The 25,886-nt window shown below is 75.5% G+C and carries 22 protein-coding genes; 18 read left to right on the forward strand and 4 right to left on the reverse strand.

The genetic code is table 11. The annotated features are described in order from the left end of the window. Positions 1 to 18: 18 nt before the first annotated feature. Entirely contained in the window at positions 19 to 4,812 is a 4,794-nt protein-coding gene (locus tag GA0070614_RS23510; RefSeq protein ID WP_231933368.1) for an Lhr family helicase, read from the reverse strand. Between the two features lie 179 nt (positions 4,813 to 4,991). On the opposite strand from GA0070614_RS23510, the gene GA0070614_RS23515 reads away from it, so the two are divergent. The 10 genes from GA0070614_RS23515 (at position 4,992) to GA0070614_RS23560 (ending at position 15,216) form a co-directional block, all read left to right on the forward strand. Further along, complete coding sequence (locus GA0070614_RS23515) at positions 4,992 to 5,369, forward strand: hypothetical protein (protein WP_088977999.1); 378 nt, start codon at positions 4,992 to 4,994, stop codon at positions 5,367 to 5,369. Between the two features lie 165 nt (positions 5,370 to 5,534). Further along, positions 5,535 to 8,366 (forward strand): Na+/H+ antiporter subunit A, encoded by a 2,832-nt coding sequence (locus GA0070614_RS23520; RefSeq protein ID WP_088978000.1) that lies wholly within the window; start codon positions 5,535 to 5,537, stop codon positions 8,364 to 8,366. After that, a complete protein-coding gene (locus GA0070614_RS23525) occupies positions 8,363 to 8,845 on the forward strand; it encodes a Na(+)/H(+) antiporter subunit C (protein ID WP_088978001.1) in 483 nt (160 codons plus the stop codon). The genes GA0070614_RS23520 and GA0070614_RS23525 overlap by 4 nt, the downstream gene beginning before the upstream one ends. Further along, on the forward strand, positions 8,842 to 10,347 hold the full coding sequence (locus GA0070614_RS23530) for a Na+/H+ antiporter subunit D (RefSeq protein WP_088978002.1): 1,506 nt from the start codon (positions 8,842 to 8,844) through the stop codon (positions 10,345 to 10,347). Before GA0070614_RS23525 ends, GA0070614_RS23530 begins: the two co-directional genes overlap by 4 nt. Continuing rightward, the gene (locus GA0070614_RS23535) at positions 10,344 to 10,940 is read left to right on the forward strand and encodes a Na+/H+ antiporter subunit E (RefSeq protein ID WP_088978003.1); all 597 of its coding nucleotides are present in this window, start codon (positions 10,344 to 10,346) and stop codon (positions 10,938 to 10,940) included. Before GA0070614_RS23530 ends, GA0070614_RS23535 begins: the two co-directional genes overlap by 4 nt. Then, positions 10,937 to 11,200 (forward strand): monovalent cation/H+ antiporter complex subunit F, encoded by a 264-nt coding sequence (locus GA0070614_RS23540; protein ID WP_088978004.1) that lies wholly within the window; start codon positions 10,937 to 10,939, stop codon positions 11,198 to 11,200. The genes GA0070614_RS23535 and GA0070614_RS23540 overlap by 4 nt, the downstream gene beginning before the upstream one ends. Further along, a complete protein-coding gene (mnhG, locus tag GA0070614_RS23545; RefSeq protein WP_088978005.1) occupies positions 11,197 to 11,538 on the forward strand; it encodes a monovalent cation/H(+) antiporter subunit G in 342 nt (113 codons plus the stop codon). Before GA0070614_RS23540 ends, mnhG begins: the two co-directional genes overlap by 4 nt. Positions 11,539 to 11,698: 160 nt before the next feature. After that, the gene (locus GA0070614_RS23550; protein WP_088978006.1) at positions 11,699 to 13,054 is read left to right on the forward strand and encodes a hemolysin family protein; all 1,356 of its coding nucleotides are present in this window, start codon (positions 11,699 to 11,701) and stop codon (positions 13,052 to 13,054) included. Next, positions 13,051 to 14,115 (forward strand): hemolysin family protein, encoded by a 1,065-nt coding sequence (locus tag GA0070614_RS23555; protein ID WP_088978007.1) that lies wholly within the window; start codon positions 13,051 to 13,053, stop codon positions 14,113 to 14,115. The genes GA0070614_RS23550 and GA0070614_RS23555 overlap by 4 nt, the downstream gene beginning before the upstream one ends. Positions 14,116 to 14,286: 171 nt before the next feature. After that, a complete protein-coding gene (locus tag GA0070614_RS23560; protein WP_088978008.1) occupies positions 14,287 to 15,216 on the forward strand; it encodes a sporulation protein in 930 nt (309 codons plus the stop codon). A 201-nt stretch (positions 15,217 to 15,417) separates the two neighbouring features. On the opposite strand, the gene leuE is transcribed toward GA0070614_RS23560, so the two are convergent. Both leuE and GA0070614_RS23570 read right to left on the reverse strand, forming a co-directional pair. Continuing rightward, entirely contained in the window at positions 15,418 to 16,083 is a 666-nt protein-coding gene (leuE, locus tag GA0070614_RS23565) for a leucine efflux protein LeuE (protein WP_088978009.1), read from the reverse strand. A 2-nt stretch (positions 16,084 to 16,085) separates the two neighbouring features. Then, positions 16,086 to 17,330 carry a bifunctional pyridoxamine 5'-phosphate oxidase family protein/GNAT family N-acetyltransferase gene (locus tag GA0070614_RS23570; RefSeq protein ID WP_088978010.1) on the reverse strand — a complete coding sequence of 415 codons (1,245 nt, stop codon included), beginning with the start codon at positions 17,328 to 17,330 and terminating at the stop codon, positions 16,086 to 16,088. Between the two features lie 38 nt (positions 17,331 to 17,368). Here GA0070614_RS23570 and GA0070614_RS23575 point away from each other — a divergent pair, with 38 nt between their 5' ends. Together GA0070614_RS23575 and GA0070614_RS23580 are read left to right on the forward strand one after the other, a co-directional pair. Next, positions 17,369 to 18,709, forward strand: a complete 1,341-nt coding sequence (locus GA0070614_RS23575; RefSeq protein ID WP_088978011.1) for an aminotransferase class I/II-fold pyridoxal phosphate-dependent enzyme — start codon at positions 17,369 to 17,371, stop codon at positions 18,707 to 18,709. A gap of 107 nt (positions 18,710 to 18,816) precedes the next feature. Continuing rightward, positions 18,817 to 19,518, forward strand: a complete 702-nt coding sequence (locus tag GA0070614_RS23580) for a UdgX family uracil-DNA binding protein (RefSeq protein WP_088978012.1) — start codon at positions 18,817 to 18,819, stop codon at positions 19,516 to 19,518. A gap of 29 nt (positions 19,519 to 19,547) precedes the next feature. On the opposite strand, the gene GA0070614_RS23585 is transcribed toward GA0070614_RS23580, so the two are convergent. Next, positions 19,548 to 19,904, reverse strand: coding sequence for a nuclear transport factor 2 family protein (locus GA0070614_RS23585; protein WP_088978013.1), 357 nt, complete (start codon positions 19,902 to 19,904; stop codon positions 19,548 to 19,550). Positions 19,905 to 20,123: 219 nt separating this feature from the next. Here GA0070614_RS23585 and GA0070614_RS23590 point away from each other — a divergent pair, with 219 nt between their 5' ends. The 6 genes from GA0070614_RS23590 to GA0070614_RS23615 all read left to right on the forward strand — a co-directional run bounded on the left by GA0070614_RS23590 (position 20,124) and on the right by GA0070614_RS23615 (position 25,590). Next, on the forward strand, positions 20,124 to 20,876 hold the full coding sequence (locus GA0070614_RS23590; protein WP_088978014.1) for a GNAT family N-acetyltransferase: 753 nt from the start codon (positions 20,124 to 20,126) through the stop codon (positions 20,874 to 20,876). A gap of 357 nt (positions 20,877 to 21,233) precedes the next feature. Beyond that, positions 21,234 to 22,541, forward strand: coding sequence for an MFS transporter (locus GA0070614_RS23595; RefSeq protein WP_088978015.1), 1,308 nt, complete (start codon positions 21,234 to 21,236; stop codon positions 22,539 to 22,541). A 4-nt stretch (positions 22,542 to 22,545) separates the two neighbouring features. Next, a complete protein-coding gene (locus GA0070614_RS23600) occupies positions 22,546 to 22,746 on the forward strand; it encodes a DUF3046 domain-containing protein (RefSeq protein WP_088978016.1) in 201 nt (66 codons plus the stop codon). Between the two features lie 185 nt (positions 22,747 to 22,931). Next, positions 22,932 to 23,978 (forward strand): recombinase RecA, encoded by a 1,047-nt coding sequence (recA, locus tag GA0070614_RS23605; protein ID WP_088978017.1) that lies wholly within the window; start codon positions 22,932 to 22,934, stop codon positions 23,976 to 23,978. A gap of 14 nt (positions 23,979 to 23,992) precedes the next feature. After that, positions 23,993 to 24,691: a regulatory protein RecX gene (locus tag GA0070614_RS23610; protein ID WP_088978018.1), complete on the forward strand. Its 699-nt coding sequence runs from the start codon at positions 23,993 to 23,995 to the stop codon at positions 24,689 to 24,691. Between the two features lie 194 nt (positions 24,692 to 24,885). Beyond that, positions 24,886 to 25,590, forward strand: a complete 705-nt coding sequence (locus GA0070614_RS23615) for a 3-keto-5-aminohexanoate cleavage protein (protein ID WP_088978019.1) — start codon at positions 24,886 to 24,888, stop codon at positions 25,588 to 25,590. Positions 25,591 to 25,886 lie beyond the last annotated feature (296 nt).

Raw genomic sequence — 25,886 nt, forward strand, 5'->3', positions numbered from 1 at the left:
CGCGCCATGCCCGGCGGGTCAGCCGCGCAGCCGCAGTCCACGCGGGGTGGCCCGGAAGCCGGCGGCGGTGAGCGCGTCACGCAGCGGCGACGCCTGCACCGCCTCGCCGTCGGCGCGTTCCACCGACATCGCCCCGAGCGCCCCGGAGTGCACCGCGTCGGCCAGCGCCTTGCCGGCGGCGGCGAGCGTGTCGGTGTCGTCGGTGAAGGAGAGGATGGTCCGCCCGCCCCGCTCCACGTAGAGCACCAGGTCGCCGCCGACCAGCACCACCAGCGCGCCGGCCTTGCGTCCGGCCCGGTGCCCGGTCGCCGGCGCGGCCCCGTCGCCGGAGTCGACCACCCGCTCCGGCCAGGGCAGCGCCGCCCCGTACGGGTTGGCCGGGTCGGTCGCGGCGAGCACCAGGGTCGGGCCGCCCCGCCCCCGTGCCCCGTCGGCGGGGTCGGCGAGCGCGCGGATCCGGTCCACCGCCCCGGGCACCGCGAACTGGGCCGCGCCCAGCCCTTCGACGAAGTAGCCGCGCCGGGCCGCGCCCCGCTCCTCCAGCGCGGAGAGCACCGGGTAGACCGCGGCGAACCCGCCGGTCACCTGCTCCGCCAGTACCGCGCCCCGGGTCACCACCCCGTGCCGTTCCAGCAGCAGGTCGGCCAGGGCGGCGGCCCGGCGGGTCGGGTCGAGGTCCCGGTCGGGCAGCCGGGACCACCGGCCGGCGACGGTGGGCGGGCCGGTGCGGCTGGGCAGCGCGACCCGGCCGGGACGGCGGTACCGGGTGCGCGGGGCGGCCGGCCGGGACCGGTGCGACCCGCCCGCGCCGAGCACCGCCCGCAGCGGGGCGAGCGTGTCGTTGGTGAGGTGACCGGCCCAGACCAGATCCCACACGACGGCGGTCAGCGCGGCGTCGTCGGTGGCGCCCACCCGGTCGGAGAGCGCGCGGAAGAACAGCGCCTGCCCGTCGGCGAGCGCGTCGAGCACCGCCTGGTGCAGCGGGGTGAGGCTCACCGCCTCGTCCGGCGGGGGCAGCAGCAGCGGCGCGGCGTCCGCGTACGCCAGGGTGACCCAGCCGTCCCCGCCGGAGATCGCCCCGGCGCCGGCCCAGAGCACCTCGCCGCTGGCGCACAGCTCGTCGAGCTGGGCGGGGGAGTAGTCGGCGACCCGGGCGGGCAGGACGAGGCGTTCCAGCGCGGACGCCGGCACCGCCACCCCCTGCACCTGCTCGACGGCGGCGGCGAGCGCCTCCACGCCCCGGGCCGACGAGCCGACCTGCTGCCAGCGGGGCAGGAACGCCGCCAGGGCCCGGGGCGGGACCGGCTCGATCTCCCGGCGCAGCGCGGCCAGGCTGCGCCGGCGCAGCAGCCGCAGCACCTCGGCGTCGCACCACTGGGTGCCGACGGTGTCCGGGGCGAACTCGCCGGAGACGACCCGCCCGGTGGCGGCGAGCCGGCGCAGCGCCTGCTCCACCACGAAGACGCCGAGGCCGAAGCGGGCGGCGCAGGTCGTCGCGGCGAACGGGCCGTGGGTGCGGGCGTACCGGGCGACCAGGTCGCCGAGCGGGTCGGCCACCGGCGCCAGGTACGCCTCGGCGACCCCGACCGGCAGCGCCACGCCGAGCGCGTCGCGCAGCCGGGCGGCGTCCTCGACGCCGACCCAGCGCTCCTCGCCGGCGATGCGGACCCGCAGCACCCGCCGGGCCGCCGCCAGCTCGGTCAGCCAGCCGACCGGCACCCCCCGCTCGGCCAGCTCCGCCTCGGAGAGGTCGCCGACCACCCGGAGCAGCTCGACCACGTCCTCGGCGTCACGGGGGCGGCGCTGCTCGGTGCGCCAGCGCAACTGCCGTTCGGTCTCGGTGAGCACCACCGGGTCGAGCAGCTCGCGCAGGTCCACCCGGCCGAGCAGCTCGCCGAGCAGGGCCGAGTCCAGCGCCAGGGCGGCGGCCCGCCGCTCCGCCAGCGGGGCGTCGCCCTCGTAGAGGAACGCGCCGACGTACCCGAAGAGCAGCGAGCGGGCGAACGGTGAGGGCCGGTCGGTCTCCACCTCGACCAGGCGCACCTTGCGGGCGGCGAGGTCACGCATCAGGCCGGCCAGGGCCGGCTGGTCGAAGACGTCCTGCAGGCACTCCCGGGCGGCCTCCAGGGTGACCGGGAAGTCGGCGTACTCGCGGGCGACGTCGAGCAGTTGGGCGGCGCGCTGGCGCTGCTGCCACAGCGGCTGGCGGCGACGCGGATCGCGGCGGGGCAGCAGCAGCGACCGGGCCGCGCACTCGCGGAACCGGGACGCGAACAGCGCGGAGGTGCCGACCGACTCCTCCACGAGCTGGGCGATCTCGTCCGGCTCGAAGACCACCACGTCCGCGCCGGGCGGGGTGTCGGCGGTGTCGGGCAGCCGGACCACGATCCCGTCGTCGGCGGGCATCACCTGGGCGTCCACCCCGTACCGTTCGGCGAGCCGGCGGCCGATGGCCAGCGCCCACGGCCCGTTGACCCGGGCGCCGAGGACGCTGTGCACAGCGAGCCGCCAGTCGCCCAGCTCGTCACGGAACCGTTCCACCACCACGGTCCGGTCGTCGGGCAGGGACCGGGTGGCGGCCCGCTGCTCCCGCAGGTACGCCATCAGGTTGCCGGCCGCCCAGTCGTCCAGCCCGCCGGCGCGCAGCGCGGCGACCGCCTCGTCGTCGCCCTGGCGCAGCAGGGCGCGGACCCGGGCGCCGATGGCCCGGCCCAGCTCGACCGGGCGGCCGAGCTGGTCGCCCTTCCAGAACGGCATCCGGGCGGCCTGGCCGGGGGCGGGGGAGACCAGCACCCGGTCGGGGGTGATCTCCTCGATCCGCCAGGAGGAGGAGCCGAGCAGGAACACGTCGCCGACGCGGGACTCGTAGACCATCTCCTCGTCCAGCTCGCCGACCCGGGCGGCGCGCTGCGCGCCGGCCAGGAAGACCCCGAAGAGCCCCCGGTCCGGGATGGTGCCGCCGCTGGTGACGGCGAGGCGCTGGGCGCCGGGCCGGCCGGTGAGCACGTCGGTGGCGCGGTCCCAGACCAGCCGGGGCCGCAGTTCGGCGAAGGCGGTCGACGGGTAGCGCCCGGAGAGCATGTCGAGCACGGCGTGCAGCGCCGAGTCGGGCAGCTCGGCGAAGGGCGCCGCCCGGCGGACCAGCACCGCGAGGTCACCGACGCGCCACGGCTCCAGGGCCACCATCGCCACGACCTGCTGCGCCAGCACGTCGAGCGGGTTGCGGGGGTAGTGCAGCTCCTCGATGGCGCCGGTGGCCATCCGCTCGGCGACGACCGTGCAGGAGAGCAGGTCGCCCCGATGCTTGGGGAAGACCACGCCCCGCGACACCGCGCCGACCTGGTGCCCGGCCCGGCCGACGCGTTGCAGGCCGGCGGCGACGCTGGGCGGCGCCTCGATCTGCACCACCAGGTCGACCGCGCCCATGTCGATGCCGAGCTCCAGGCTGGAGGTGGCCACCACGGCGGGGAGCTGGCCGGACTTGAGCGCCTCCTCGATGTGCTTGCGCTCCTCCCGGGAGACGCTGCCGTGGTGCGCGCGGGCGATCACCGGGCTCGCGCCGGCCGCCGCGCCGGACTGCGCCATCACCGCGGCCGGCGGCCGGTCCACCCGTACCGGCCCGACCGGCCCACCCCACGCGTCCGCCCCGCGGGCCGGGCCGTCCGCCCTGTCCGCCGGGCCGTCCGCCAGGTCCCCGCCACCGTCCGCCCCGTCGGCCGGCCCGTCCGCCGGGCCGCCGTCGCCGGCCGCCGGCTCACCGTCCGGCGCCGACCCGTCGGATACGCCCACCGGCCGGCCGCCCCGGGCGGTGAGCCCGGTCGGGGGCGGGCCGCCGGGCCCGCCCACGGCGGTGGTGGCCGGCTCCTCGGCGGCCAGCTCGTTGAGGCGGGCGCAGAGCCGCTCGGCGCTGCGCCGCGAGTTGGTGAAGACGATGGTCGACCGGTGCGCCCGGATCAACGCGAAGACCCGCTCCTCGACGGCCGGCCAGATCGAGGCACGGCGCGGGCCCGGACCGCCGAGGTCGTCCTCGGGTGGCTCCTGCTCGTCGAGGCGGGTCATGTCCTCCACCGGGACCTGGACGCTCACCTCGATGGTCTTCGGGGTGGCCGGCTGCACCACGTCGACCGGGCGGGCCCCGCCGAGGAACCGGGCGCAGGCGTCGATCGGCCGGACCGTGGCGGAGAGCCCGATCCGCTGGGCGGGCCGCTCCAGCAGCTCGTCGAGGCGTTCCAGGGAGAGCGCCAGGTGGGCGCCGCGTTTGGTGCCGGCGACCGCGTGCACCTCGTCGACGATCACCGTCTCGACGCCGCGCAGGGAGTCCCGGGCGGCGGAGGTGAGCAGCAGGAACAGCGATTCCGGCGTGGTGATGAGGATGTCCGGCGGGGTCCGGGCGAAGGCACGGCGCTCGTCGGCGGGGGTGTCGCCGGTGCGCATGCCGACGGTGATCTCCGGCGGTGCGACGCCCAGCCGGCCGGCGGCCTGCCGGATCCCGGCCAGCGGGGCGCGCAGGTTGCGCTCGACGTCCACGGCGAGCGCCTTGAGCGGGCTGACGTAGAGCACCCGGCAGCGCTGCCGCGCCTCGGCCGGGGGCGGTTCCTTGGCCAGCCGGTCCATTGACCAGAGGAAGGCGGCGAGGGTCTTGCCGGAGCCGGTCGGGGCGACGACCAGCGCGTTGCGCCCGGCGGCCACCGAACGCCAGGCGCCGGCCTGGGCGGCGGTGGGCGCGGCGAAGGCGGCGCGGAACCACTCCCGGGTCGCCGGCCCGAAGTCGGCCAGCACCGCGTGCTGCGCGCCGTCCACCTGCTCCGTCACGACTCCATCCTGCCCCGCCGGTGTGACATCCACTCCGGCCCGGACGCTGTTCTGTCCGGCTGCGGCTCTTACGTCGCGGATCAGGCGCTTGAGGTGTTAAGTCTTACTTAACTGCTTGCTTGTGGCCCGCAACATAAAGTAACTTCACCCGCAACGCAGCGTCGGGTGGAGGGGGCCGGATGACCGTCGAGGAGCACGGCTTCGCGCCCGGCACCGACGTGCTCATCCGCAAGGTCGACAGTCATCTCGCCGCGGTCCGGGGCAGCCTGCGCGGCCCCGAGTGGGAACTCGCCGAACGCCTCGCCGCCTCGCTGCGCGAGCTGGTCGTCTCCACCGCCCAGGCCAGCGCCGCCGACCGGGCCCAGGTGCGCGCCGCCGTGCACTACTTCGTGCTGCGCCGGGAGAGCCGGGGCAACCTGCTCTCGGTGCGCTCCCTCGCCGCCGCCCAGCGGGTGGTCAACAAGGTGGCCCGGCAGCTCGACCGGCCGGATCTGCTGGTCGAGGTCCGACGCGAGCGTGAGCCCGCCGTCCCGGCCGGCGACATCGCCCTGCGCTGACGCCCCGAGCCCCGCCGGCCGGCCCCCCCGCCGAGCGACCGACCACCTCGTCGGGCCGGGCGATTTCCGGCAAAACCGCCCGTGGGGCGGCGATCTGGCGTGTGATCGGTGCTGGCCGGGACAAACCGACCCGGCGCGCGCCGCCAGCCCGACCGGGGAGGACGCGTGCTCGTACTGCTGCTCCTCCACCTGGTGGCGGCGCTCGCCGCGCCGCTGCTCGTCCGCCGGTGGGGACCGCGTGCCTGCTACCCGCTGGCGCTCGCCCCGGCCGCCGCCGTCGGCTGGGCGCTGGCCCGTACGCCCACCGTGCACGACGGCGGCGCGGTCGTCGAGACGTACGCCTGGATCAGCCAGCTCCACCTCGACGTGGCCCTGCGGATGACGACCCTGTCCTGGCTGATGACCCTGCTGGTCGGCGGCGTCGGCGCCCTGGTGCTGGTCTACTGCGGCCGGTACTTCGCGCGCGACGCGGTCGGGCTGACCCGCTTCGTCGCGGTGCTGGTCGCCTTCGCCGGGGCGATGCTCGGCCTGGTCCTTGCCGACGACCTGCTGCTGCTCTACGTCTTCTGGGAGCTGACCACGGTCTTCTCCTACCTGTTGATCGGGCACAGCACCGAGCGGCGGTCCAGCCGGTGGGCCGCCGCCCAGGCGCTGACCGTCACCACTCTCGGCGGGCTGGCCATGCTCGTCGGGTTCCTCATCCTCGGGGACCACGCCGGCAGCTACCGCTGGTCGGTGATCGCCGGGGCGCCGCTGCCCGGCGGCGCCGCCCTCGGCGTCGCGGTGGCGCTGATCCTCACCGGGGCGCTGGCCAAGTCGGCGATCGTGCCGTTCAACGCCTGGCTGCCGGTGGCGATGGCCGCGCCCACCCCGGTCAGCGCGTACCTGCACGCGGCCGCCATGGTCAAGGCCGGCGTCTACCTGATCGGGCTGCTCGCCCCGGTGCTCGCCGACGCCGGCCCGTGGCGGCCGGTGGTGCTCACCCTCGGCGTGGTCACCATGATCGCCGGCGGCTGGGCCGCGCTGCGCCAGTGCGACCTGAAGCTGCTGCTGGCGTACGGCACGGTCAGCCAGCTCGGTCTGCTGGCGGTGGTGCTCGGCGCCGGCACCGCCGACGCCGCGCTCGCCGGGGTCGCGATGCTGCTGGCGCACGCCCTGTTCAAGGCGGCGCTCTTCCTCGTCGTCGGCATCATCGACCACGACGTCGGCACCCGTGACCTGCGGGAACTCAGCGGACTCGGCCGGCGCGCGCCGGTGCTCGCCGGGGTCGCCACGCTGGCCGCGGCGTCCATGGCCGGGGTCCCGCCGCTGCTCGGCTTCGTCGCCAAGGAGGCGGTCCTCGCCGCGCTCACCGAGCGGCCGCTGCTGCTCGCCGGGCTGGTGGCGGGGACCGCGCTCACCGTCGCGTACAGCGTCCGGTTCCTCTGGGGCGCCTTCGGCACCCGGCCGGGCGCCCCGCCCACCGAGGCGGCCCCGGTGCCGGTGGCGATGCTGGCGCCGCCGGCGCTGCTCGCCCTCGCCGGGCTGGTCGCCGGGCCCGCCGCCACCGGGCTGGACGGGCTGCTGCGCCCGTACGCCGGACTCTTCGGCGAGCCGCACGAGAAGCTGGCCCTCTGGCACGGCCTCACCCCGGCGCTCGGCCTGTCGGCGCTGGCGCTGGCCGGCGGGGTGGCGCTGCACGCGGTGCGCGGCCCGCTCGCCCCGGCGCTGGCCCGGCTCCGCTCGCCGGTCGGCGGCAACCAGGGGTACGAGTGGGTCACTGACCGCTTCGACCGGCTGGCCATCGAGGTCACCGGCGCGACCCAGCGCGGTTCCCTGCCGCAGTACCTGGGTACCGTGCTGCTCGCGCTGGTGCTGGTGCCCGGCGGCACGCTGCTGGCCACCCGGCCCTGGGCGGAGCGGGTCGCCCTGTGGGACAGCCCGGTGCAGCTGATGGTGACCCTGGTGATCTCCATCGCCGCGCTGTTCGCGGTGGCCGCCCGCCGCCGGCTCACCGCGATGCTGCTGGTCGGGGTGACCGGCTACGGCACCGCCATGCTCTTCGTGCTGCACGGCGCGCCCGACCTGGCGCTGACCCAGTTCCTGGTGGAGACCGCCACCATCGCGGTCTTCGTGCTGGTGCTGCGCCGCCTGCCGGAGCGGTTCTCCGCCCGTCCGCTGCGCCGCAGCCGCTGGACCCGGCGACTGATCGGCCTCGCCGTCGGAGTGGTGCTCGCCGGGCTCGCCCTGACCGCCGCCACCGCCCGCACCGCCGAACCGATCTCCGTGGCCTTCCCCGACCTCGCGGTCCTGCAGGGGTACGGCCGCAACGTGGTCAACGTGACACTCGTCGACCTGCGGGCCTGGGACACCATGGGCGAGATCTCGGTGCTGGTGGTGGCCGCCACCGGGGTGGCCAGCCTGATCTTCGAGCGGTCCCGCACCGGGCCCCGGCCCCGCCGCCGGGAGCCGTCCGAGCCGCACCGCGACCGGCGCACGGTCTGGCTGCGCGGTGGCCCCACCCTCCACGAGTGGCATCGCTCGATCGTCTTCGAGGTGGTCACCCGGCTGGTGTTCCACACCCTCGTGCTCTTCTCGCTCTTCCTGCTCTTCTCCGGCCACAACGCCCCGGGCGGCGGCTTCTCCGGCGGTCTGGTCGCGAGCCTGGCCCTGGCCCTGCGCTACCTCGCCGGCGGCCGGTACGAGCTCGCCGAGAGCGCCCCGGTCGGGGCCGGGCCGGTGCTCGGCGCCGGACTGGCGATCTCCGTCGGCAGCGGCGTGGTGGGACTGCTCGCCACCGGCACGGTGCTGGAGAGCACCAAGGTCGACCTGCCGCTGCCCGGGCTCGGCGGGCCCTACCTGGTGACCTCGCTCTTCTTCGACGTCGGCGTCTACCTCGTCGTGGTCGGGCTGATGCTGGACATCCTGCGCAGCCTCGGCGCCGAGGTGGACCGGCACATCGAGGCGGCCGGCAGGTCCGAGCGCGGCCTGGTCGTCCGGGACGGGGAGTCGACGTGAACAGCGGCGGCACGGGGCCGACCATCGTGCTGGTGCTCGCCGTGGGCGTGCTCGCCGGCACCGGGGTGACGCTGCTGCTGGAGCGGAGCCTGACCCGGATCCTGCTCGGCGTCATCCTGCTCGGCAACGGCGTGAACCTGCTCATCCTGCTCGGCGGCCGGTCCGGCGGCGCCCCCGTGGTGGGCGCCGGCCCGCCCGGTGACTTCAGCGACCCGCTGCCCCAGGCGATGATCCTCACCGCCATCGTGATCACCTTCGGGCTGACCGCCTTCCTGGCCGCCGTGGCGTACCGCAGCTGGTACCTCAGCGGCGACGACGAGGTGCAGGACGACCTGGAGGACCGGCAGATCGTCCGGCTCGCCGAGCGCAACGAGATCGCCAGCCGCGACCTCGGCGGCGAGGGGTCGGGCGAGGACCCGGAGCAGGTCGACCCCGGGCCGGCCCACCGCCGGCTGCGCCGATCCGGGGGCGAGCAGTGACCGCCCTCGTCCCGCTGCCGGTGGTGGTGCCGCTGCTCGGGGCGGCCCTCACCCTGATCCTGGCGCCCTGGCCCCGGGCGCAGCGGACGGTCAGCGTGGTGGCGCTCGCCGCCAACCTGCTCGTCGCGTCGCTGCTGCTGGTCGAGGCGTACCGGAACGGCCCGGTGGTGGTGCAGGTGGGTGGCTGGCCGGCGCCGGTGGGGATCGTGCTCATCGCTGACCAGTTGGCCGCGCTGATGCTGGTGGTCTCCTCGGCGGTGACCCTGTGCGTGCTGCTCTACTCCATCGGGCAGGGCCGCAGCGAGACCAGCGAGTCGGCGCCGGTGAGCATCTTCCACCCGACCTACCTGGTGCTGACCGCCGGCATCACCAACGCCTTCCTCGCGGGTGACCTGTTCAACCTCTTCGTCGGCTTCGAGATGCTGCTCGCCGCGAGCTTCGTGCTGATCACGCTGGGCGGGACCGAGACCCGGATCCGCACCGGCTCGACGTACGTCGTGGTCAGCGTCCTGTCCTCGCTGATCTTCCTGGCCGCGACGGGCCTGGTGTACGCGGCCACCGGCACCCTCAACATGGCGCAGCTCGCCGCCCGGCTCGACGCGCTGCCCGACGGCGTACGGCTGGGGTTGCAACTGACGCTGCTGCTCGCCTTCGGGATCAAGGCGGCGGTCTTCCCGCTCTCCGCCTGGTTGCCGGACAGCTACCCGACCGCGCCGGCCCCGGTGACCGCCGTCTTCGCCGGCCTGCTCACCAAGGTCGGCGTGTACGCCATCATCCGCACCGAGACGCTGCTCTTCCCCGGCGGGGACGTCTCCGGGCTGCTCATGGTGGTCGCCGGGCTGACCATGGTGATCGGTGTGCTGGGCGCGGTGGCCCAGTCGGACCTGAAGCGGCTCTTCTCGTTCACCCTGGTCAGCCACATCGGTTACATGATCTTCGGGGTGGCGCTGAGCACCGCCGCCGCGCTCTCCGGCGCGATCTTCTACGTGGTGCACCACATCACCGTCCAGACCACCCTCTTCCTGGTCGCCGGTCTGGTCGAGGAGCGGGCCGGCAGCACCGACCTGCGTCGGCTCGGCGGTCTGGCGCGGATCACCCCGCTGCTGGCGGTGCTCTTCTTCGTCCCCGCGATGAACCTCGCCGGCATCCCGCCCTTCTCCGGCTTCCTCGGCAAGCTGGGCCTGCTCCAGGCCGGCGTGGCCGTCGGCGGCCCGCTGCCCTGGGTGCTGGTGGCCGCCGGCACCCTGACCAGCCTGCTCACCCTCTACGCGGCGTCGCGGGTGTGGAACATCGCCTTCTGGCGGGCGCCCCGGCTGGCCACCGCCGAACCGGTGGTGCGGCTGCCGCAGCTCATGGTCGGGGCCACCGTCGCCCTGGTGGCGCTCGGACTGGTGCTCACCCTCGCCGCCGGTCCGCTCTTCCGCGTCACCGCCGACGCCGCGGCCGACCTGCGGCTGCGCACCCCGTACGTGGAGGCCGTCCTGCCGGGCGGCGCGCGGTGACCCCGCCCCCGCCGCCCGGCCGGTTCGGCCGCTGGCGGGACCAGGCGATCGCGCTGGGCTGGCTGATCGCCGTGTGGAACCTGCTCTGGGGCGAGGTCACCTGGGCCAACCTGGTGGGCGGGACGCTGGTCGGCGCGGCGGTGCTGCTCTTCTTCCCGCTCCCGCCGGTCTCCTTCGGCGGCCGGCTGCGGCCCAGGGCGCTGCTGGTCCTGGCCGGCACGTTCGTCGTCGAACTGGTCAGCGCCAGCGTCCACGTCGCCGCGATCGCGGTCCGCCCCGGCTACCGGCCCCGGGGCGCGATCATCGGGGTACGGCTGCGGGTGCGCAGCGACCTCAACCTGGCGCTCACCGCCGAACTGCTCTCCCTGGTCCCCGGCACCCTGATCGTCGAGGTGGACCGCGACGCCGGGGTGCTCTACGTGCACGTGCTCGACGTGCGGGGGCCGCAGGACCTGACCGGCAGCCGCGACCGGGTCCTCGCCGTCGAGCAGCGTGTCGTCCGGGCGATCGGCTCCGACGCGGAGCTGCGCCAGCTCTGCACCGATCCCGCCGCCCCCTCCACCGATCCCGCCGACCGGAGGTCCGAGACATGACCGTCGTCCTCGCCGTCGTGCTGACCGTGCTGCTGTCGGTCACCGCGCTGCTGGCCCTGGCCCGGATCTACCGGGGCCCGTCCCTGCTCGACCGGGTGATCGCCGCCGACCTGCTGCTCGCCACCATGCTCGGCGCGGTGGGCGCCGAGGCGGCCGTCAACCGGCACGCCACCACACTGCCCGTGCTGGTGGTGCTCGCCATGCTCGGCTTCGTCGGCTCGGTGGCGCTGGTCCGCTTCGCCGTCCGGGAGGAGGCGTGAGCGCGGGCGCCGTCCTCGACTGGCTCGGCGCGGCGGCCCTGGTGGCGGGCGCCCTGCTCAGCCTCGCCGCCGGCATCGGGGTGCTGCGCTTCCCGGACGTGCTGGACCGGATGCACGCGGCCACCAAACCGCAGGTGCTCGGCGTGCTGCTGCTGCTGGTCGGGCTGGCGTTGCGGCTGCGTACCCCGACCGACCTGGGCATGATCCTGCTGGTGGGGATCTTCCAGCTGGCCACCGCGCCGGTCGCCGCGCAGATGATCGGCCGGGCCGCCTACCGGTCCGGCCGGGTCGACCGGGACCTGCTCGACGTCGACGAGCTGGCGGACCGGGGCAGATAGGGGACGAGCAGCGCCATTGTCCCCACCTTCAGCGGGCCTTCAGCGACCGCCGATAGAATTGCCGCATGATCGACTCCTCTGCCCAGGAGGGCAGCAGTAGCCAGCCGGGTCGTGCCCGGCATCCCTTCGGCCCGACGACCCCGGGAGCCCTGAGCGACCCGTGTTGATCGTCGTCGGTCTCGTACTCATCATCGTCCTCACCGCCGCCACCGGGTACTTCGTGGCGCAGGAGTTCGGCTACGTCGCGGTGGACCGCGGCAAGCTCAAGCAACGCGCCGACGACGGTGACCCGGCGTCCGCCCGGGCGCTGGAGGTCACCGCCCGGCTCTCCTTCATGCTCTCCGGCGCCCAGCTCGGCATCACCGTCACCGCCCTGCTCGTCGGTTACGTCGCCGAGCCGTACCTGGGCGCCGGGCTGGCCGAGCTGCTCGGCGGCGCCGGGGTCTCCACGACGGTCAGCCTGCCGCTCTCGGTCGCGCTGGCCCTGACCATCGCCACCGTGGTGCAGATGGTCCTCGGTGAGCTGGCCCCGAAGAACCTGGCCATCGCCCGCGCCGAGGGCCTGGCCCGGGCGCTGAGCCGCTCCACCCTGATCTACCTGAAGGTCGCCGGCCCGCTGATCACGCTGTTCGACCGGGCCGCGGTGCGACTGCTGCGCCGGATCGGCATCGAGCCGATCGAGGAGCTGCCCAGCGGCGCCACCCCGGAGGACCTGGAACAGATCATCGCCGAGTCCCGCGAGGAGGGGCACCTCGACGCCGAGATGTCCGACCTGCTCGACCGGGGGCTCGACTTCCGGGAGCTGACCGCCGGGGAGGCCATGGTCCCCCGGGTCCACGTGCACACCGTACGGGCCCACGAGCCGGTCAGCCGGATCGTCGAGCTGCTCGACACCGGTCACTCCCGGTTCCCGGTGCGCGGCGCCGAGGGGGTGGACGACCTGGTCGGTGTGGTCGGCATCGCCGACGTGCTGGGCGTACCCCCGGCGCGGCGGGGCAGCACCCCGGTCAGCGCGGTGGCCGTACCCCCGTTGCTGGTGCCGGAGACCCTGCCGCTGCCGACGGTGCTGGACCGGCTGCGGTCCGGACACCGGCAGCTCGCCTGCGTGGTCGACGAGTACGGCGGCTTCGCCGGCGTGATCACGCTGGAGGACCTCGCCGAGGAGCTGGTCGGCCCGATCCGCGACGAGGACGACCCGCCGGAGCGGTCGCCCGCGCGGCAGGCCGACGGCTCCTGGATCGTGCCGGCCCGCTGGCGGATCGACGAGGTGGCCGACAGCACCGGCATCGCGCTGCCCGAGGCCCCCGAGTACGACACCCTCTCCGGCCTGGTGATGCGTGAGCTGGGACGGGTGCCCGAGGTCGGTGACCGGCTGGAGATCACCCTGCCCGCCGACGGCGAGGAGCCGGCCGAACGGCCGAAGGCCCTCGTCGAGGTGCTCGCGGTGGACCGGCACGTCGCCGACTCGGTCCGGCTGCGGATGGCCGGCGGCACGGGGACGGAGGAGGCCCGATGAGCCCCACCGTCGCCCTGCTGGTCTCCGTGCTGCTGCTCGCGCTCAACGGCTTCTTCGTGGCCGCCGAGTTCGCGCTGGTGGCCGCGAAGCGCTACCGGCTGGAGCAGTCCGCCGCCGGCGGTGGCCGGGCTGCCCGCGCCGCCCTGGACGGGGTCCGCGAGCTGTCGCTGATGCTGGCCGGCGCCCAGCTCGGCATCACCCTGTGCACCCTGGGCCTCGGCGCCCTGGCCGAACCGGCGATCGAGCACCTGCTCAGCCCGCTGCTGCACGCGGTCGGGCTGCCGGACGCGGCCAGCCACGTGATCGCCCTGGTCCTCGCCCTCGGCTTGGTGACCTTCCTGCACCTGGTGGTCGGCGAGATGGCCCCGAAGTCGTGGGCGATCACCGACGCCGAGCGGTCGGCGCTGCTGCTGGCCCTGCCGTTCCGGGCCTTCGCCCGGATCGCCCGCCCGGTGCTGTCGGCGCTCAACGCGCTGGCGAACGCGATGCTGCGGCTGGTCGGCGTGCAGCAGCAGGACCAGCTCGCCCAGGTGCACGGCCCGGACGAGCTGCGCATCCTGCTGGAACAGTCCCGTGAGCACGGCATGCTCGGCGCCGAGCAGCACCAGCTGCTGACCAGCATGCTGGAGTTGCAGGGCACCACCGTCGCCGACGTGATGGAGCCCTTCGACCGGATCGTCACGGTCCGCCGGGACGACTCCGCCGAGCGCATCGAGCAGGTCAGCCGCGACAGCGGCCGGTCCCGGCTCGCCGTGCTCGACCCGTCCGGCGAGGTCTGCGGCCTGGTCCACGTACGGGAGGCGGTGCGGGCCGTCACCACCGGCCGGCCGGCGACCGCGGGTGAGCTGATGACCCGCGCGTTCACCCTGCCGGCGGCCTCGTCGGTCACCGAGGCGGTGGCCGCGATGCGGGCCGACCAGGCCCAGTTGGCGCTGGTCCGCAACGGCGGCGGCCCGACCCGGCCGATCGGGTTCGTGGCGCTGGAGGACCTGCTGGAAGAGGTCATCGGCGAGTTCGACGACGAAACCGACCCGGTGCCGCGCGGGCGGCGCATGCGCTGACCCGCCCCCGTCCCTGTCCCCGACCGGCCGCCGGATCCCCGTGATCCGGCGGCCGGTCCGTGTCCCGGGGTCGGTCGGCGTCCCGGGGTCGGGCGGCGGGTCGATCCGGTGGCGTGCCCGGCCGGAGAGCGGGAAGACGGCCCCGTGCGGTGACGACGGGGGAGCGGCGCGATGCGGTTGACCGGGGTGGCGCGGGAGTCCGGGTGGAGCGGGCTGTCGGTGAGCACCACCCTGACCAACCCGAGCACCCGGCCCGGACTGCGCCTGCCCGGGCGGGTGACGCTCACCGCAGGTCGGGACGACGTGCCCGTCCGGCGCATCCGGCTCGGGCTGGTGGCCACCGCCGAACCGGAGGATCCGGACGCCGCTCGTCGACTGGTGCAGTACCACCAGCTGTCGATCGCCGGCCGGTTCGTGGTGCCGGCCGGGCGGCGGCGGGCGGTCGACTTCGCGCTGCCGCTGCCGTGGGAGACCCCGGTGACGGTCCTCGGCGGGGTGCCGCTGATGAGCCTGCGCACGGGACTGCGTACCGAGGTCTCCGTCGACCTGGACCGGGACGTGGGCGCGATGGTGCCGGTCCTCGTCCACCCGCTCCCCCTGCAGCAGCACATCCTGGCCGCGTTGGACACGCTCGGCTTCATGCTGCGGCAGGCGGGCCTGGTGCAGGGCCGGCTGCCCGGGGTCGAGCAGGCCCTGCCGCTGCACCAACGCCTCGGGTACTGGGTGGCGCCCCTCTACGCGGGTCCCCTCACCGAGCTGGAACTGATCTTCGTGGCCAACTCGGCCGGCCTGGAGGTGCTGCTCTGGCTGGACCGCCGGCTCTCCCTGACCGGGATCAGCCACCAGAGCATCAGCCGGTTCCGAATCTGGCACGCCGACGCGGAGCGACGGGACTGGGTCGCCACCGTGGACGGCTGGCTACGGGCGGCCATCAACCGGCACGCGGCGGCGGCCGCCCACTCCGACTGGTCCGCCCGGGTCACCGAGTCCGCGCACGTCAGCCGCCCACCGGATCAGCCGGTCGCCCCCGGCTACGGGCTGGGTGGCACCGCCGGCGGCCCGGGCATCGGCGGCGGTGGCGGTGGCGGTGACGGCACCTGACGCCGGACGCGCCGCCACCGGCTCACAGGGCTGCCCGGCCGGGCCGCCCTGACCGGCCCGGCGCCCACCGTCGCACCGTGGGCGTGGGCAGTGACCGGCCCGCGCGGCCTTCCGCCGAGTGGTGGTCGGAGGCTCCCCTGCCCGGCCTGTGGTCGTGCCCGGCCTGTGGTCGTGACCGGCCTGTGGTCGTGAGCGGCCGGGTCAGACCGAGGCGGTGGCGAGCTTGAGGCCGAAGCCGAGGAAGAGCACCCCCACCCCGGTGGTGGCGCCCGCGGCCAGCCGCCGCCGACGCCGGAACTGGGCGGCGAGGAAGGTGCCCGCGAAGATCAGCATGGTCAGGTAGAGCGCGCTGGTCACCTGGGCGATCAGCCCGAGCAGCAGGAACGACAGCGCCGGCCAGGCGTAGCCCGGGTCGACGAACTGGATGAAGAACGAGATGAAGAAGAGGATCGCCTTCGGGTTGAGCAGGCTGATCACCAGCGCCTTGCGGAACGGGCTGCGCATCGCCGCCGGCTCCGCCGCGTCGATCAGGCGGGGCGCCGTCGGGTCGTTGCGGTCGCGCCAGCGCCGCCAGGCGCCGCGCAGCATCGTCAACCCGACGTAGCCGAGGTACGCCGCGCCCGCGTACTTGATCACCAGGAAGAGCGGCGGGTACGCCTTGAGCAGCGACGCCACCCCGGCGGCGGAGAGGAACATCAGCACCCCGTCGCCGACGAACACCCCGCCGGCGGCGCGGTAACCGGCCCCCACCCCCCGCTTCGCGGCGGTGGAGAGCACGAAGAGCGAATTGGGACCCGGCAGCAGGATGATCGCCACGGTCCCCAGCACGTACGTCCAGATGTCGGTGATGCCCAGCACGCCCGCCATCCTCACCCCACCGGTGCCGTGCGGTGAAGTCGTTCCCGCAGCGCGACCTGTGCGTTCGGCCACTCGTCGACGGTCATCGCGTACTGCACGGTGTCCCGCCAGGAGCCGTCGGGGCGCTGCCGGTGCATCCGCAGCACGCCCTCCCGGGTCGCACCGAGCCGCGCGATAGCCGCCTGCGAGCGGGTGTTGCGGATGTCGGTGTGCCAGGCCACCCGGACCGCGCCCAGCTCGTCGAAGGCGCGGGTGAGCAGCAGCAGCTTGGCCTCGGTGTTGATCCCGCTTCGCCACCACGGCCGGCCCAGCCAGGTGTGCCCGATGGCCACCGACCGCCGTTCCGGGTCGACGTCGTAGTAGGAGGTGGTGCCGACCACCGCTCCGGTGCGCGCGCAGCGCTGCACCCACGGCACCCGCTCGCCGCGCTGCCCGGCGGCGAGCGCGGCGGCGACGATCGCCCGCATGTCGGCCGGGGTCACCGGCTGCGGGTGGCCCAGGTGCGCCCAGACCTCCGGCTGCGCGGTGGCGGTGAAGAGCTCGTCGGCGTGCGCCAGGTCCAGCGGCTCCAGCAGCACGTGCGTGCCGCGCAGGGTGGCCGCCTCCCGCCACGGCGAGCCGGCGGTCCGCAGGTACGCCGGCACCGGCGCGGTCACCCCCGCGTCCGGCTCGGGCAGCCCGGCGGTCAGCCGCAGCGGCACCACCCCGGCCCAGTACGGCAGCGCGTAGTCGCCCGACTCGTCGCGGACACCGCCGCTGCGGGAGCGCACCGACACCTCGTGCAGTGGCAGCGCCAGCACGGCCGTCTCGGCCAGCTCCCGGCGGCTCGGCGGCCGGCTGTCGGCGCTGCGACCCGCGCCCACCTTCTCGACCAGGGCGGTCAGCATCTCGCGCTTCTCGGCCTCGTCGCCGACCAGGCGGGCGACGCCGTGCGCCACCACGGAGCGGTAGTTGGCGCTGTGGTGGAACTGCGAGCGGCCGTAGACCAGCCCGTCGAGCAGCGTGACGGTGACACAGATCCGCAGCCCGGCGTCGCCCCGGGCGGCCAGCAGCGGCCGGCTGCCGGTGGAGCCGTGCAGGTAGAGGGTGTCGCCGATGCGTACGTGCAGGGTGGGCAGCAGTCGGGGCTCGCCGTCGACGGTGAACCCCAGCACGCAGTGGTACGCCTCGTCGAGCACCGCGTGCGCCGCCGCCCGGTCGTAGCTCATCCGGTCCCGGGAGCGGCTGGCGGTCGTCCGCGCGGTCGGGGCGTACATGTGACATCCCACCTTCGTGCTAGTACAATCCTGGAACTGTGGCAGTACGTTATCAGATCACCGGCGGCAGCTCCGCCGCCATCTCGGCCAGCGTGGAAACCGGCATCCGCACCGGTGCGCTGGCGGCCGGCAGCGCGCTGCCCGCCGTCCGGGCGCTCGCCGCCGAGCTGGCGGTCAGCCCGGCCACCGTCGCGAAGGCGTACCAGGAACTGCGCCGGCGGGGCCTGGTGGTCACCGCCGGCCGGCACGGCACCCGGGTCCGGCCCCGCCCGCCGGTCGCCACCCGCCGTGCCGCGTTGCGCCCCGCGCCCGCCCCCGGCGCCCGCGACCTCTCCCAGGGCCAGCCGGATCCCCGGCTGCTGCCCCCGCTCGGCCCGCACCTGGCCGCGCTCGCCGCCGAGATCGGCCCACCCGTCGGGTACGCGTCGACCGCCGTGCTCCCCGAGCTGGCCGAGGCGGCCCGCGCTCGCCTCGTGGCCGACGGGGTGCCGGCGGAGGAGATCACCGTCACCGGGGGAGCGTTGGACGGCATCGAGCGGCTGCTCGCCGCGCACCTGAGTCCCGGTGACGCGGTGGCGGTGGAGGACCCGGGCTGGGCCAACCTGCTCGACCTGGTCGCCGCGGCGGGGCTGCGCCCGATCGGCGTACCGGTGGACTCCGCCGGCCCCACCGTGGCCGGCGTGCGCGACGCCCTGGCCCTCGGCGCGCGGGCCCTGGTGGTGACCAGCCGCGCGCAGAACCCGACCGGCGCCGCCGTCGGCGCCGACCGCGCCGCCACGCTGCGTGACCTGCTCGCCGGCCGTCCCGACCTGCTGCTGATCGAGGACGACCACGCCGCCGAACTGGCCCACCTGCCGCTGCACCCCCTCGCCGGGGCGACCCCGGCGTGGGCCTTCGTCCGGTCGGTGAGCAAACCCTTCGGGCCCGACCTGCGGCTGGCCGTGCTGACCGGCGACGAGACGACGGTGGCCCGGGTCGCCGGCCGGGCCCGGGTCGGCGCCGGCTGGGTCTCCACCGTGCTGCAACGTCTCGTGCTGTCGCTCTGGCGTGACCCGGCCACCGCCGGGCTGGTCCGCCGGGCGGGGCAGGAGTACGAGCGGCGTCGCGGCGACCTGCTCGCCGCCCTCGCCGCCCGGGGGCTGACCGCCTACGGCCGTAGCGGCATCAACGTCTGGCTCCCGGTGCCGGACGAGACCGTCGCGGTGACCGCGCTGCGGGACGCCGGCTGGTCGGTGGCCCCGGGCGCGCTGTTCCGGATCGGGGCCGAGCCGGGCATCCGGATCACCGTCAGCTCCCTCGACGACGCCGAGGTCGGGCCCCTGGCCGACGCGGTCGCGGCCGCGCTGCGCCCCACCGGCCCGGGCGGCTTCAGCGCCTGAGCGCCGCAGCGCGGGCGGACGGCGGGCGCGGGTGGCGGCGAAGGCCGCTCCGCCACGCCGGGCGGGTGCACCGCGTGACCGCCGCGGCGCGGGGTAGAACAGTCGGCATGGCCGAGCAGACCGACGCCCCCGGTGCCCAGCAGTTCATCCCGCCACAGGCCGACACCCTGGACCAGTTGCGCGCCGCCGCCGCCGGCTGCCAGGGCTGCGAGCTGTACCGGGACGCCTCGCAGACGGTCTTCGGCCGGGGCGACGAGAGCGCCCGGGTGGTCTTCGTCGGCGAGCAGCCCGGCGACATGGAGGACCAGAAGGGGCTGCCCTTCGTCGGCCCCGCCGGACGGCTGCTGCGCAAGGCGGTCGACGACGCCGGCATCGACCCGGGGCACATCTACCTGACCAACGCGGTCAAGCACTTCCGCTTCGAGCTGCGCGGCAGGCGGCGCATCCACCAGACCCCGGACCGGGTGCACATCACCGCCTGCCGGCCGTGGCTGGTGGCCGAGTTCTCCCGCCTGCGCCCGGAGCTGGTGGTGGTGCTCGGCGCGACCGCCGCGAAGGCGTTGCTCGGCCCGTCGTTCCGGGTCACCCGGCAGCGCGGCGAACTGCTGCCGTGGCCCGCGTCCGCGCAGCGCCCCGAGGACTTCACCCGGGTGCCGGTGGACAGCGCCGGGAAGGTCGCCGACGCGCCCGCCGCGCGGCTGCTGGCCACCATCCACCCGTCCGCCGTGCTGCGCGCCGACGACCAGGACGCGGCGTACGAGGGACTGGTCGCCGACCTCACCGTCGCCGCCCGGGCGCTGGCGGCCTGAAGCCGCGCCGTCCCCGCCCCGCCAGGGCCTCAGCCGGATCGGGTGATCTTGCCGTAGACGTCCTTGGCGACGATCCGGCCGTCCCGGACCCGGTAGACGTCCAGGCCGCGCAGCACCGTCCCGTCCCCGGCCGGCGCCCAGGCCCATTCGCAGACCACCCGATCGCCGTCCGCCCACACCGGACCGAGCAGCGGCCCCTCGTCGGGACCGAGCTGGTCGGCGAACGCGGCGGTCACCGCCGCCCGCCCCCGGACGGTGGCGGCCGGCCCGTCCCACGCGTTCGGGCAGTAGGACACGTCCTCGGCCAGGCACGCCGACACCGTGGCCAGGTCACCCCGCTCCCAGGCGTCGTTGAACCGCTCCACCACCGCACGGGCCTGCGTCACGCGGGAACGGTAGCGCCGAGGTCCGCTTCCCCGCTCCCCCTTTCCGCTCCATGCTGGACGGCCGGCCCTCACGCGGGCCTCGGGCCGGACACGCTGCGCCGCCCGGGCGTCCGCCGACCGCACACCGGACGGCCCCCCGACGGTGCCCGGCGGCGGACCAGCCCGGGGACGCCGTATTGGACCTGCGTCGGGGGCGGCGGGCCGCCTAGCGTGGCCGGCATGGGTACCGCTCCGATCACCGCCCGGTCCGACGGGGCCGTCGACGACCTGCACCTGGCCACCCGCAACGCCGCCGCGCTCTGGACCGCGCTCGCCGAGGCCCGGGGACACGCCCTGAGCCGGCTGCCCGGTCTGCTCGCCGTCCACGGTGACGACCGCGCCGGCCTGCGGGTCCTGCTGCTGACCTCCGCGCCGTCGGCATCCGACGTGGCGGCGCTGACCGACCTGGTACGGCGGCGGCTGCCGGGCCGGGTCGTCGTCGAGGACCCGTTCGGCGGCGTGGACCTCACCGGGGCCGGCCTCACCCGACGATCCCTGCCGATCATGATCCGCCGGCCGGCGCCGGTCCCGCCGCCCGCCCTGGAGGTCACGCTCGCCACGACCCCGGCGCAGCTCGCCGTCGCCGAGGGCCTGGTGGTGCACGGCTTCCCGCTGGAGCCGTGGCAGCCGCACCGGCCGGGCGAGGCGTTCCCGCCCGCGCTGCTCGACCGGCCACGGGTCCGCTTCCTGGTCGCCCACCGGGGCGGGACGCCGGCCGGCGCCTGCCTGACCGTGGCCGACGACGGCGCCGGGGTCTACTGGATGACCACGCTGCCCGCGCACCGTTCCCGGGGCGTCGGCCGGGCGCTGCTGCACGCGGCGCTGACGCACCTCGGCGACCGGCCGGTGACGCTGACCGCCGCCCGGGCCGGCCGGCCGCTCTACGACTCGCTCGGGTTCGTCCCCGTCACCGACGCCATCTGGTGGAGCTGAGCGGCCGCCGCGCCACCGCTCCGCCAGGTTGCGTGCCGCCGCCCGCCAGGTCGCGTGCCACGGCTCCGCCGGGTCGTGTGCCGCGGCTCCGCCAGGTCGCGTGCCACGGCAGGGCAGGTCGCGTGCCGCCGCGGGCCGGTGACCTGCGTGCTGCCGCACGGGCACGTCACGCGCCGGCGCGGGCCGTACCGTCGCACGGGCCCGGCGCGGGCCGGCGACGGGTGTGCCACGTGGCCCGGTGCGGGTGCGCCCCGCCCTGGCCGGGGCGGATGCGGCTCGGGGGAGAACACCCGTGCGCCGCCGCGGCCGGGTGCGCAAGGATGGGGCAGCCCGTCACCCCTTACCCAGGAGCATCCGATGGCCACCGACCTGACCGCGCCGGCGTTCACCCGGTCGGACGTCGCCCCGATCCAGCGGCGCACGCTGCGGCTGCTCTTCGGGACCCAGATCATCGGCGGCATCGGCGTCACCATCGGGCTGTCCGTCGGGGCGCTGCTCGCCGCCCGGGTCGCCGGGACGGCGGTGGCCGGGCTCGCGCAGAGCGCCGGGGTGGTCGGCGCGGCGTTGCTCGCGATCCCGGTCACCCGGGTGATGACCGGGCACGGCCGCCGGCCGGGGCTGGTGCTGGCGTACCTCGTCGGCGCGGTCGGCGGAGTGCTGGTGGTGCTCGCCGCGGTCACCGGCTGGGTGCCCCTGCTCTTCCTCGGCATGCTGCTCTTCGGCGGCGGCACCGCCGCCAACCTCCAGGCCCGCTACACCGCGGTGGATCTCGCCGAGCCGGCCCGGCGCGCCCGCCAGTTGTCGCTGATCGTCTGGGCCACCACCATCGGCGCGGTGGCCGCGCCGAACTTCGCCGCGCTCGCCGACCGCGTCACCCACGGCTGGGGGCTCCCAGCGCTGTCCGGGCCGTTCGCGTTCAGCGCGGCGGCCTTCGTGCTGGCGGCGGTCGTCCTGTTGGTGCTGCTGCGGCCCGACCCGCTGCTCACCGCGCGCCGGCTCGCGCCGGCCGGGTCGGTGGCCACCGGGTCCCCGGCGACCGCCGGGCCGCGTGCGGCCGGCATGCGCGCGGCCTGGCGGGTGGTCGCCGCCCGTCCGGCCGCCCGGCTCGGCATCGCCGCCGTCGCGGTCGGCCACCTGGTGATGGTCGCGGTGATGACGATGACCCCGGTACGCCTCGGCGAGTCGCACGCCGACGTGGACGTGCTGCGCGTGGTCGGCATCGTGCTGAGCCTGCACATCGCCGGCATGTACGCGCTCTCCCCGGTGGTGGGCTGGCTCACCGACCGGGTCGGCCGGCGCGCGGTGATCCTCGGCGGGGTGGGCACCCTGCTGGCCGCCTGCGCGGTCGCCGGGACGGCCGGGCACCACACGCCGCTGCTCTCGGTCGGCCTGGTCCTGCTCGGGCTGGGCTGGTCGGGCACCATGGTCGCCGGCTCGACCCTGCTGTCGGAGTCGGTGCCGACCGGGGTCCGGCCGAGCGTGCAGGGGTTGTCGGACCTGACCATGGGACTGGCCGGGGCCGGTGCGGCGGCGGCCAGCGGGTTTGTCGTGCGGTTGGCCGGTTATCCGACGCTCACCCTGCTGGCCGCGATCGCGGTGGTGCCCCTGGTGGCGCTAGCGTTGCGTCCGGCGCCGCCGTCCGGGGCGTCCGACGAGGAGGACTGATCACGTGCGGCTGACCGACTTCTGGACCCGGCTGGAGGAGGCCTTCGGGCCGGGTTACGCGGCCAGCATCGCCAGCGACCAGGTGCTCTCCGAGTTGGGTGGGCGGACCATCACGCAGGCGCTCGCCGAGGGTGAGCAGACGCACGTGGTGTGGCGGGCGGTCGTCGCCGCCTATCCCGACCGGGTTCCCGCCCGGCTACGCTGAGCAGCCCTTTCGTCACTTCCGCGTGTCGCTTGCCGAGTCGTACACCTGTTCGGCTATTGTCCACAGCGGGGCGCTCGTCCACAGCTCACGGCCGGTCGGCTGGTTTTCTGTCGGACCCAGCGCCTAGCGTGTCCCGCGTGACGCGAAGCTCAGGAAAGACGCCGGCGAAGGCAGGGGTGGCAAACATGGCCGCAGGGCCCGACCGGGAGAAGGCACTCGACCTTGCTCTCGCTCAGATCGACAAGCAGTTCGGCAAGGGTTCGGTGATGCGGCTGGGGGAGCGGCCGGTCATCCAGACCTCGGTGATCCCCACCGGCTCGATCGCGCTCGACGTGGCGCTCGGCGTGGGCGGTCTGCCCCGGGGCCGGGTCGTCGAGATCTACGGTCCCGAGTCCAGCGGTAAGACCACGGTCGCCCTGCACGCGGTGGCCAACGCCCAGCGGGCCGGCGGCATCGCCGCCTTCGTCGACGCCGAGCACGCGCTCGACCCGGAGTACGCGAAGGCCCTCGGCGTCGACACGGACGCCCTGCTGGTCTCCCAGCCGGACACCGGCGAGCAGGCGCTGGAGATCGCCGACATGCTGGTCCGCTCCGGCGCGATCGACATCATCGTGATCGACTCGGTGGCCGCGCTGGTGCCGCGCGCCGAGATCGAGGGCGAGATGGGCGACAGCCACGTGGGCCTCCAGGCCCGGCTGATGAGCCAGGCGCTGCGGAAGATCACCGGTGTGCTCAACAACACCGGCACCACGGCGATCTTCATCAACCAGCTCCGCGAGAAGATCGGCGTGATGTTCGGCAGCCCGGAGACCACCACCGGTGGTCGGGCGCTGAAGTTCTACGCCTCGGTCCGGCTCGACGTGCGCCGCATCGAGAGCCTCAAGGACGGCACCGACGTGGTCGGTAACCGCACCCGGGTCAAGGTCGTGAAGAACAAGGTCGCCGCGCCGTTCAAGCAGGCCGAGTTCGACATCATGTACGGCAAGGGCATCTCCCGCGAAGGCTCGCTGATCGACGTCGGCGTCGAGCAGGCGATCATCCGCAAGTCCGGCGCCTGGTACACCTACGACGGCGACCAGCTCGGCCAGGGCAAGGAGAAGGCCCGGGAGTTCCTCAAGGAGAACCCGGACGTGGCCGCCGAGATCGAGAAGAAGATCCTGGAGAAGCTCGGCGTCGGGGTCGGCGCGGGCGACGCCGCCGGTGGCCCGGAGCTGCCGCCGGTCGACTTCTGACCGGTCGCTGAGTCGTGGCAGGACGACGCGCTCGCACGGGGCGCGGCTGGGACGCCAGTCCGCCCCGTGCGGGTGACGCCACCAGCCCGCCCCGCCCTCGCCGAGGTCGCCGGTCGCGGGCCGACGACACCGATCCGGAGGCACCCGCCGCCCCGCCGCGCGACGAGGCCGAGGAGGCCCGGGAGATCTGCCTGCGGCAGCTCGCGGTGCGTCCCCGTACCCGGGCGGAGCTGGCCGGGGCGCTGGCCAGGCGAGGCATCTCCGACGAGGTGTCGGCCCAGGTGCTCGACCGGTACGACGAGGTCGGCATCATCGACGACGCCGCCTTCGCCCGCGCCTGGGTCTCCAGCCGTCACGCCGGTCGTGGGCTGGCCCGACGCGCCCTCGCCAACGAGCTGCGCCAGCGTGGCGTGGACGGTGAGGTGGCGAGCGAGGCCCTCGGCGAGTTGGACGAGGAGACCGAGGCGGAGACCGCCCGCGCGCTGGTGGAGCGGAAGCTGCGGACGGCCCGGGGTGAGCCCGACGCGGTCTTCCGCCGGCTGGTCGGCATGCTGGCCCGCAAGGGCTACCCGCCGGGGGTGGCGATCCGTGCGGTGAAGGACGCCCTGGCCGCCCAGAGCGCCGAGGCGGCCGAGTTCGCCGACCAGATCGACGCGGACGCCCTCGCCGAGGCCGAGGGTGAACTCGACCGGGACACCCGCCCCCTCGACTGACGCGGTACCGCGACGACGCCCTGAGGAAGCGGCCCGACGACCCAGGCGGGTGCCGCGACGTCCAGAGTGGCTACGGCGATGACCGGGCAGGTTGGTACGACGACCACCCCTTTGCGGTACCGAACCGCCATGTCTGGTGCCAACGGCACCGGACCGGGCCGGCCCCGGTCTGCCGCAGCGGTGATGATGGTGCGGTGTTGAAGGCGTGTCTCAACGGTGGCCGGCGTCGTGACGTCCATCCCGCCGTACCGGTCAGCCCCGCCGAACTCGCCGCCGCCGCGGCGCGCTGTGCCGACCTCGGGGTCACCGCCGTGCACGTGCACCCGCGCGACGCCACCGGTGCCGAGTCGCTGACCGCGTCGGCGGTCGCCGGGGCGGTGACCGCCCTGCGGGCCGTCCGGCCGAGGCTGGCCGTCGGGGTGACCACGGGCGCCTGGGTCGAGCCCGATCCGGCGGCCCGGGTCGCCGCCGTCCGCGCCTGGACGGTGCTGCCCGACTTCGCCTCGGTGAACGTGCACGAGCCGGGGGCCGAGCAGGTCGCCACCGTCCTGCACGAGCGGGGCGTCATGGTGGAGGCGGGTGTCTGGGCCCCCGGGGACGTGCCCGCGTACCGGCGGTGGCGGGTGCCGGCCGGGCGGATCCTCGTCGAGTGCACCCCGGACGACCCGGCCGAGGCGCTGGTCGACGCGGCCGCGATGCTCACCCTGCTCACCCCGGCCGACCCGCCGCTACTGCTGCACGGTGAGGGCGCCGCCACCTGGCCGGTGCTCGCCGAGGCGGTCCGCCGTGGCCTGGACACCCGGATCGGCCTGGAGGACACCCTCCACCTGCCGGACGGGACACCGGCGCCCGACAACGCCGCCCTGGTGCTGGCCGCGCGCGCCCTCGGCGCCGCCTGACCCCGGAGCCGCCTGACCTCAGGGCCGCCTCACCCCGGCGCCGCGCGCCCTCGGGGCCGCCTGCCCTCGGGGCCGCCTGACCCCGGGGCCGCGCCCTCGCGGCCGCCTGCCCCCGGGGCTGCCTGACCCGGACGCGGCCGACGGACGGCGAGGTTTGTCCCCTGGTGTCCGGCCTGACATCACCATCGGGTGACGGCTCAACTTCTCTCCGTTCGGGGGGTTTGATCATGAGTCCTTGACCGAACGGCCGTCCGCGACCTAGCCTCGCCATACAGGCTCACAGTGCCCGACCAGCG

Origin of the sequence: Micromonospora coxensis, assembly GCF_900090295.1 — a bacterium.
GTDB lineage: Bacteria > Actinomycetota > Actinomycetes > Mycobacteriales > Micromonosporaceae > Micromonospora > Micromonospora coxensis.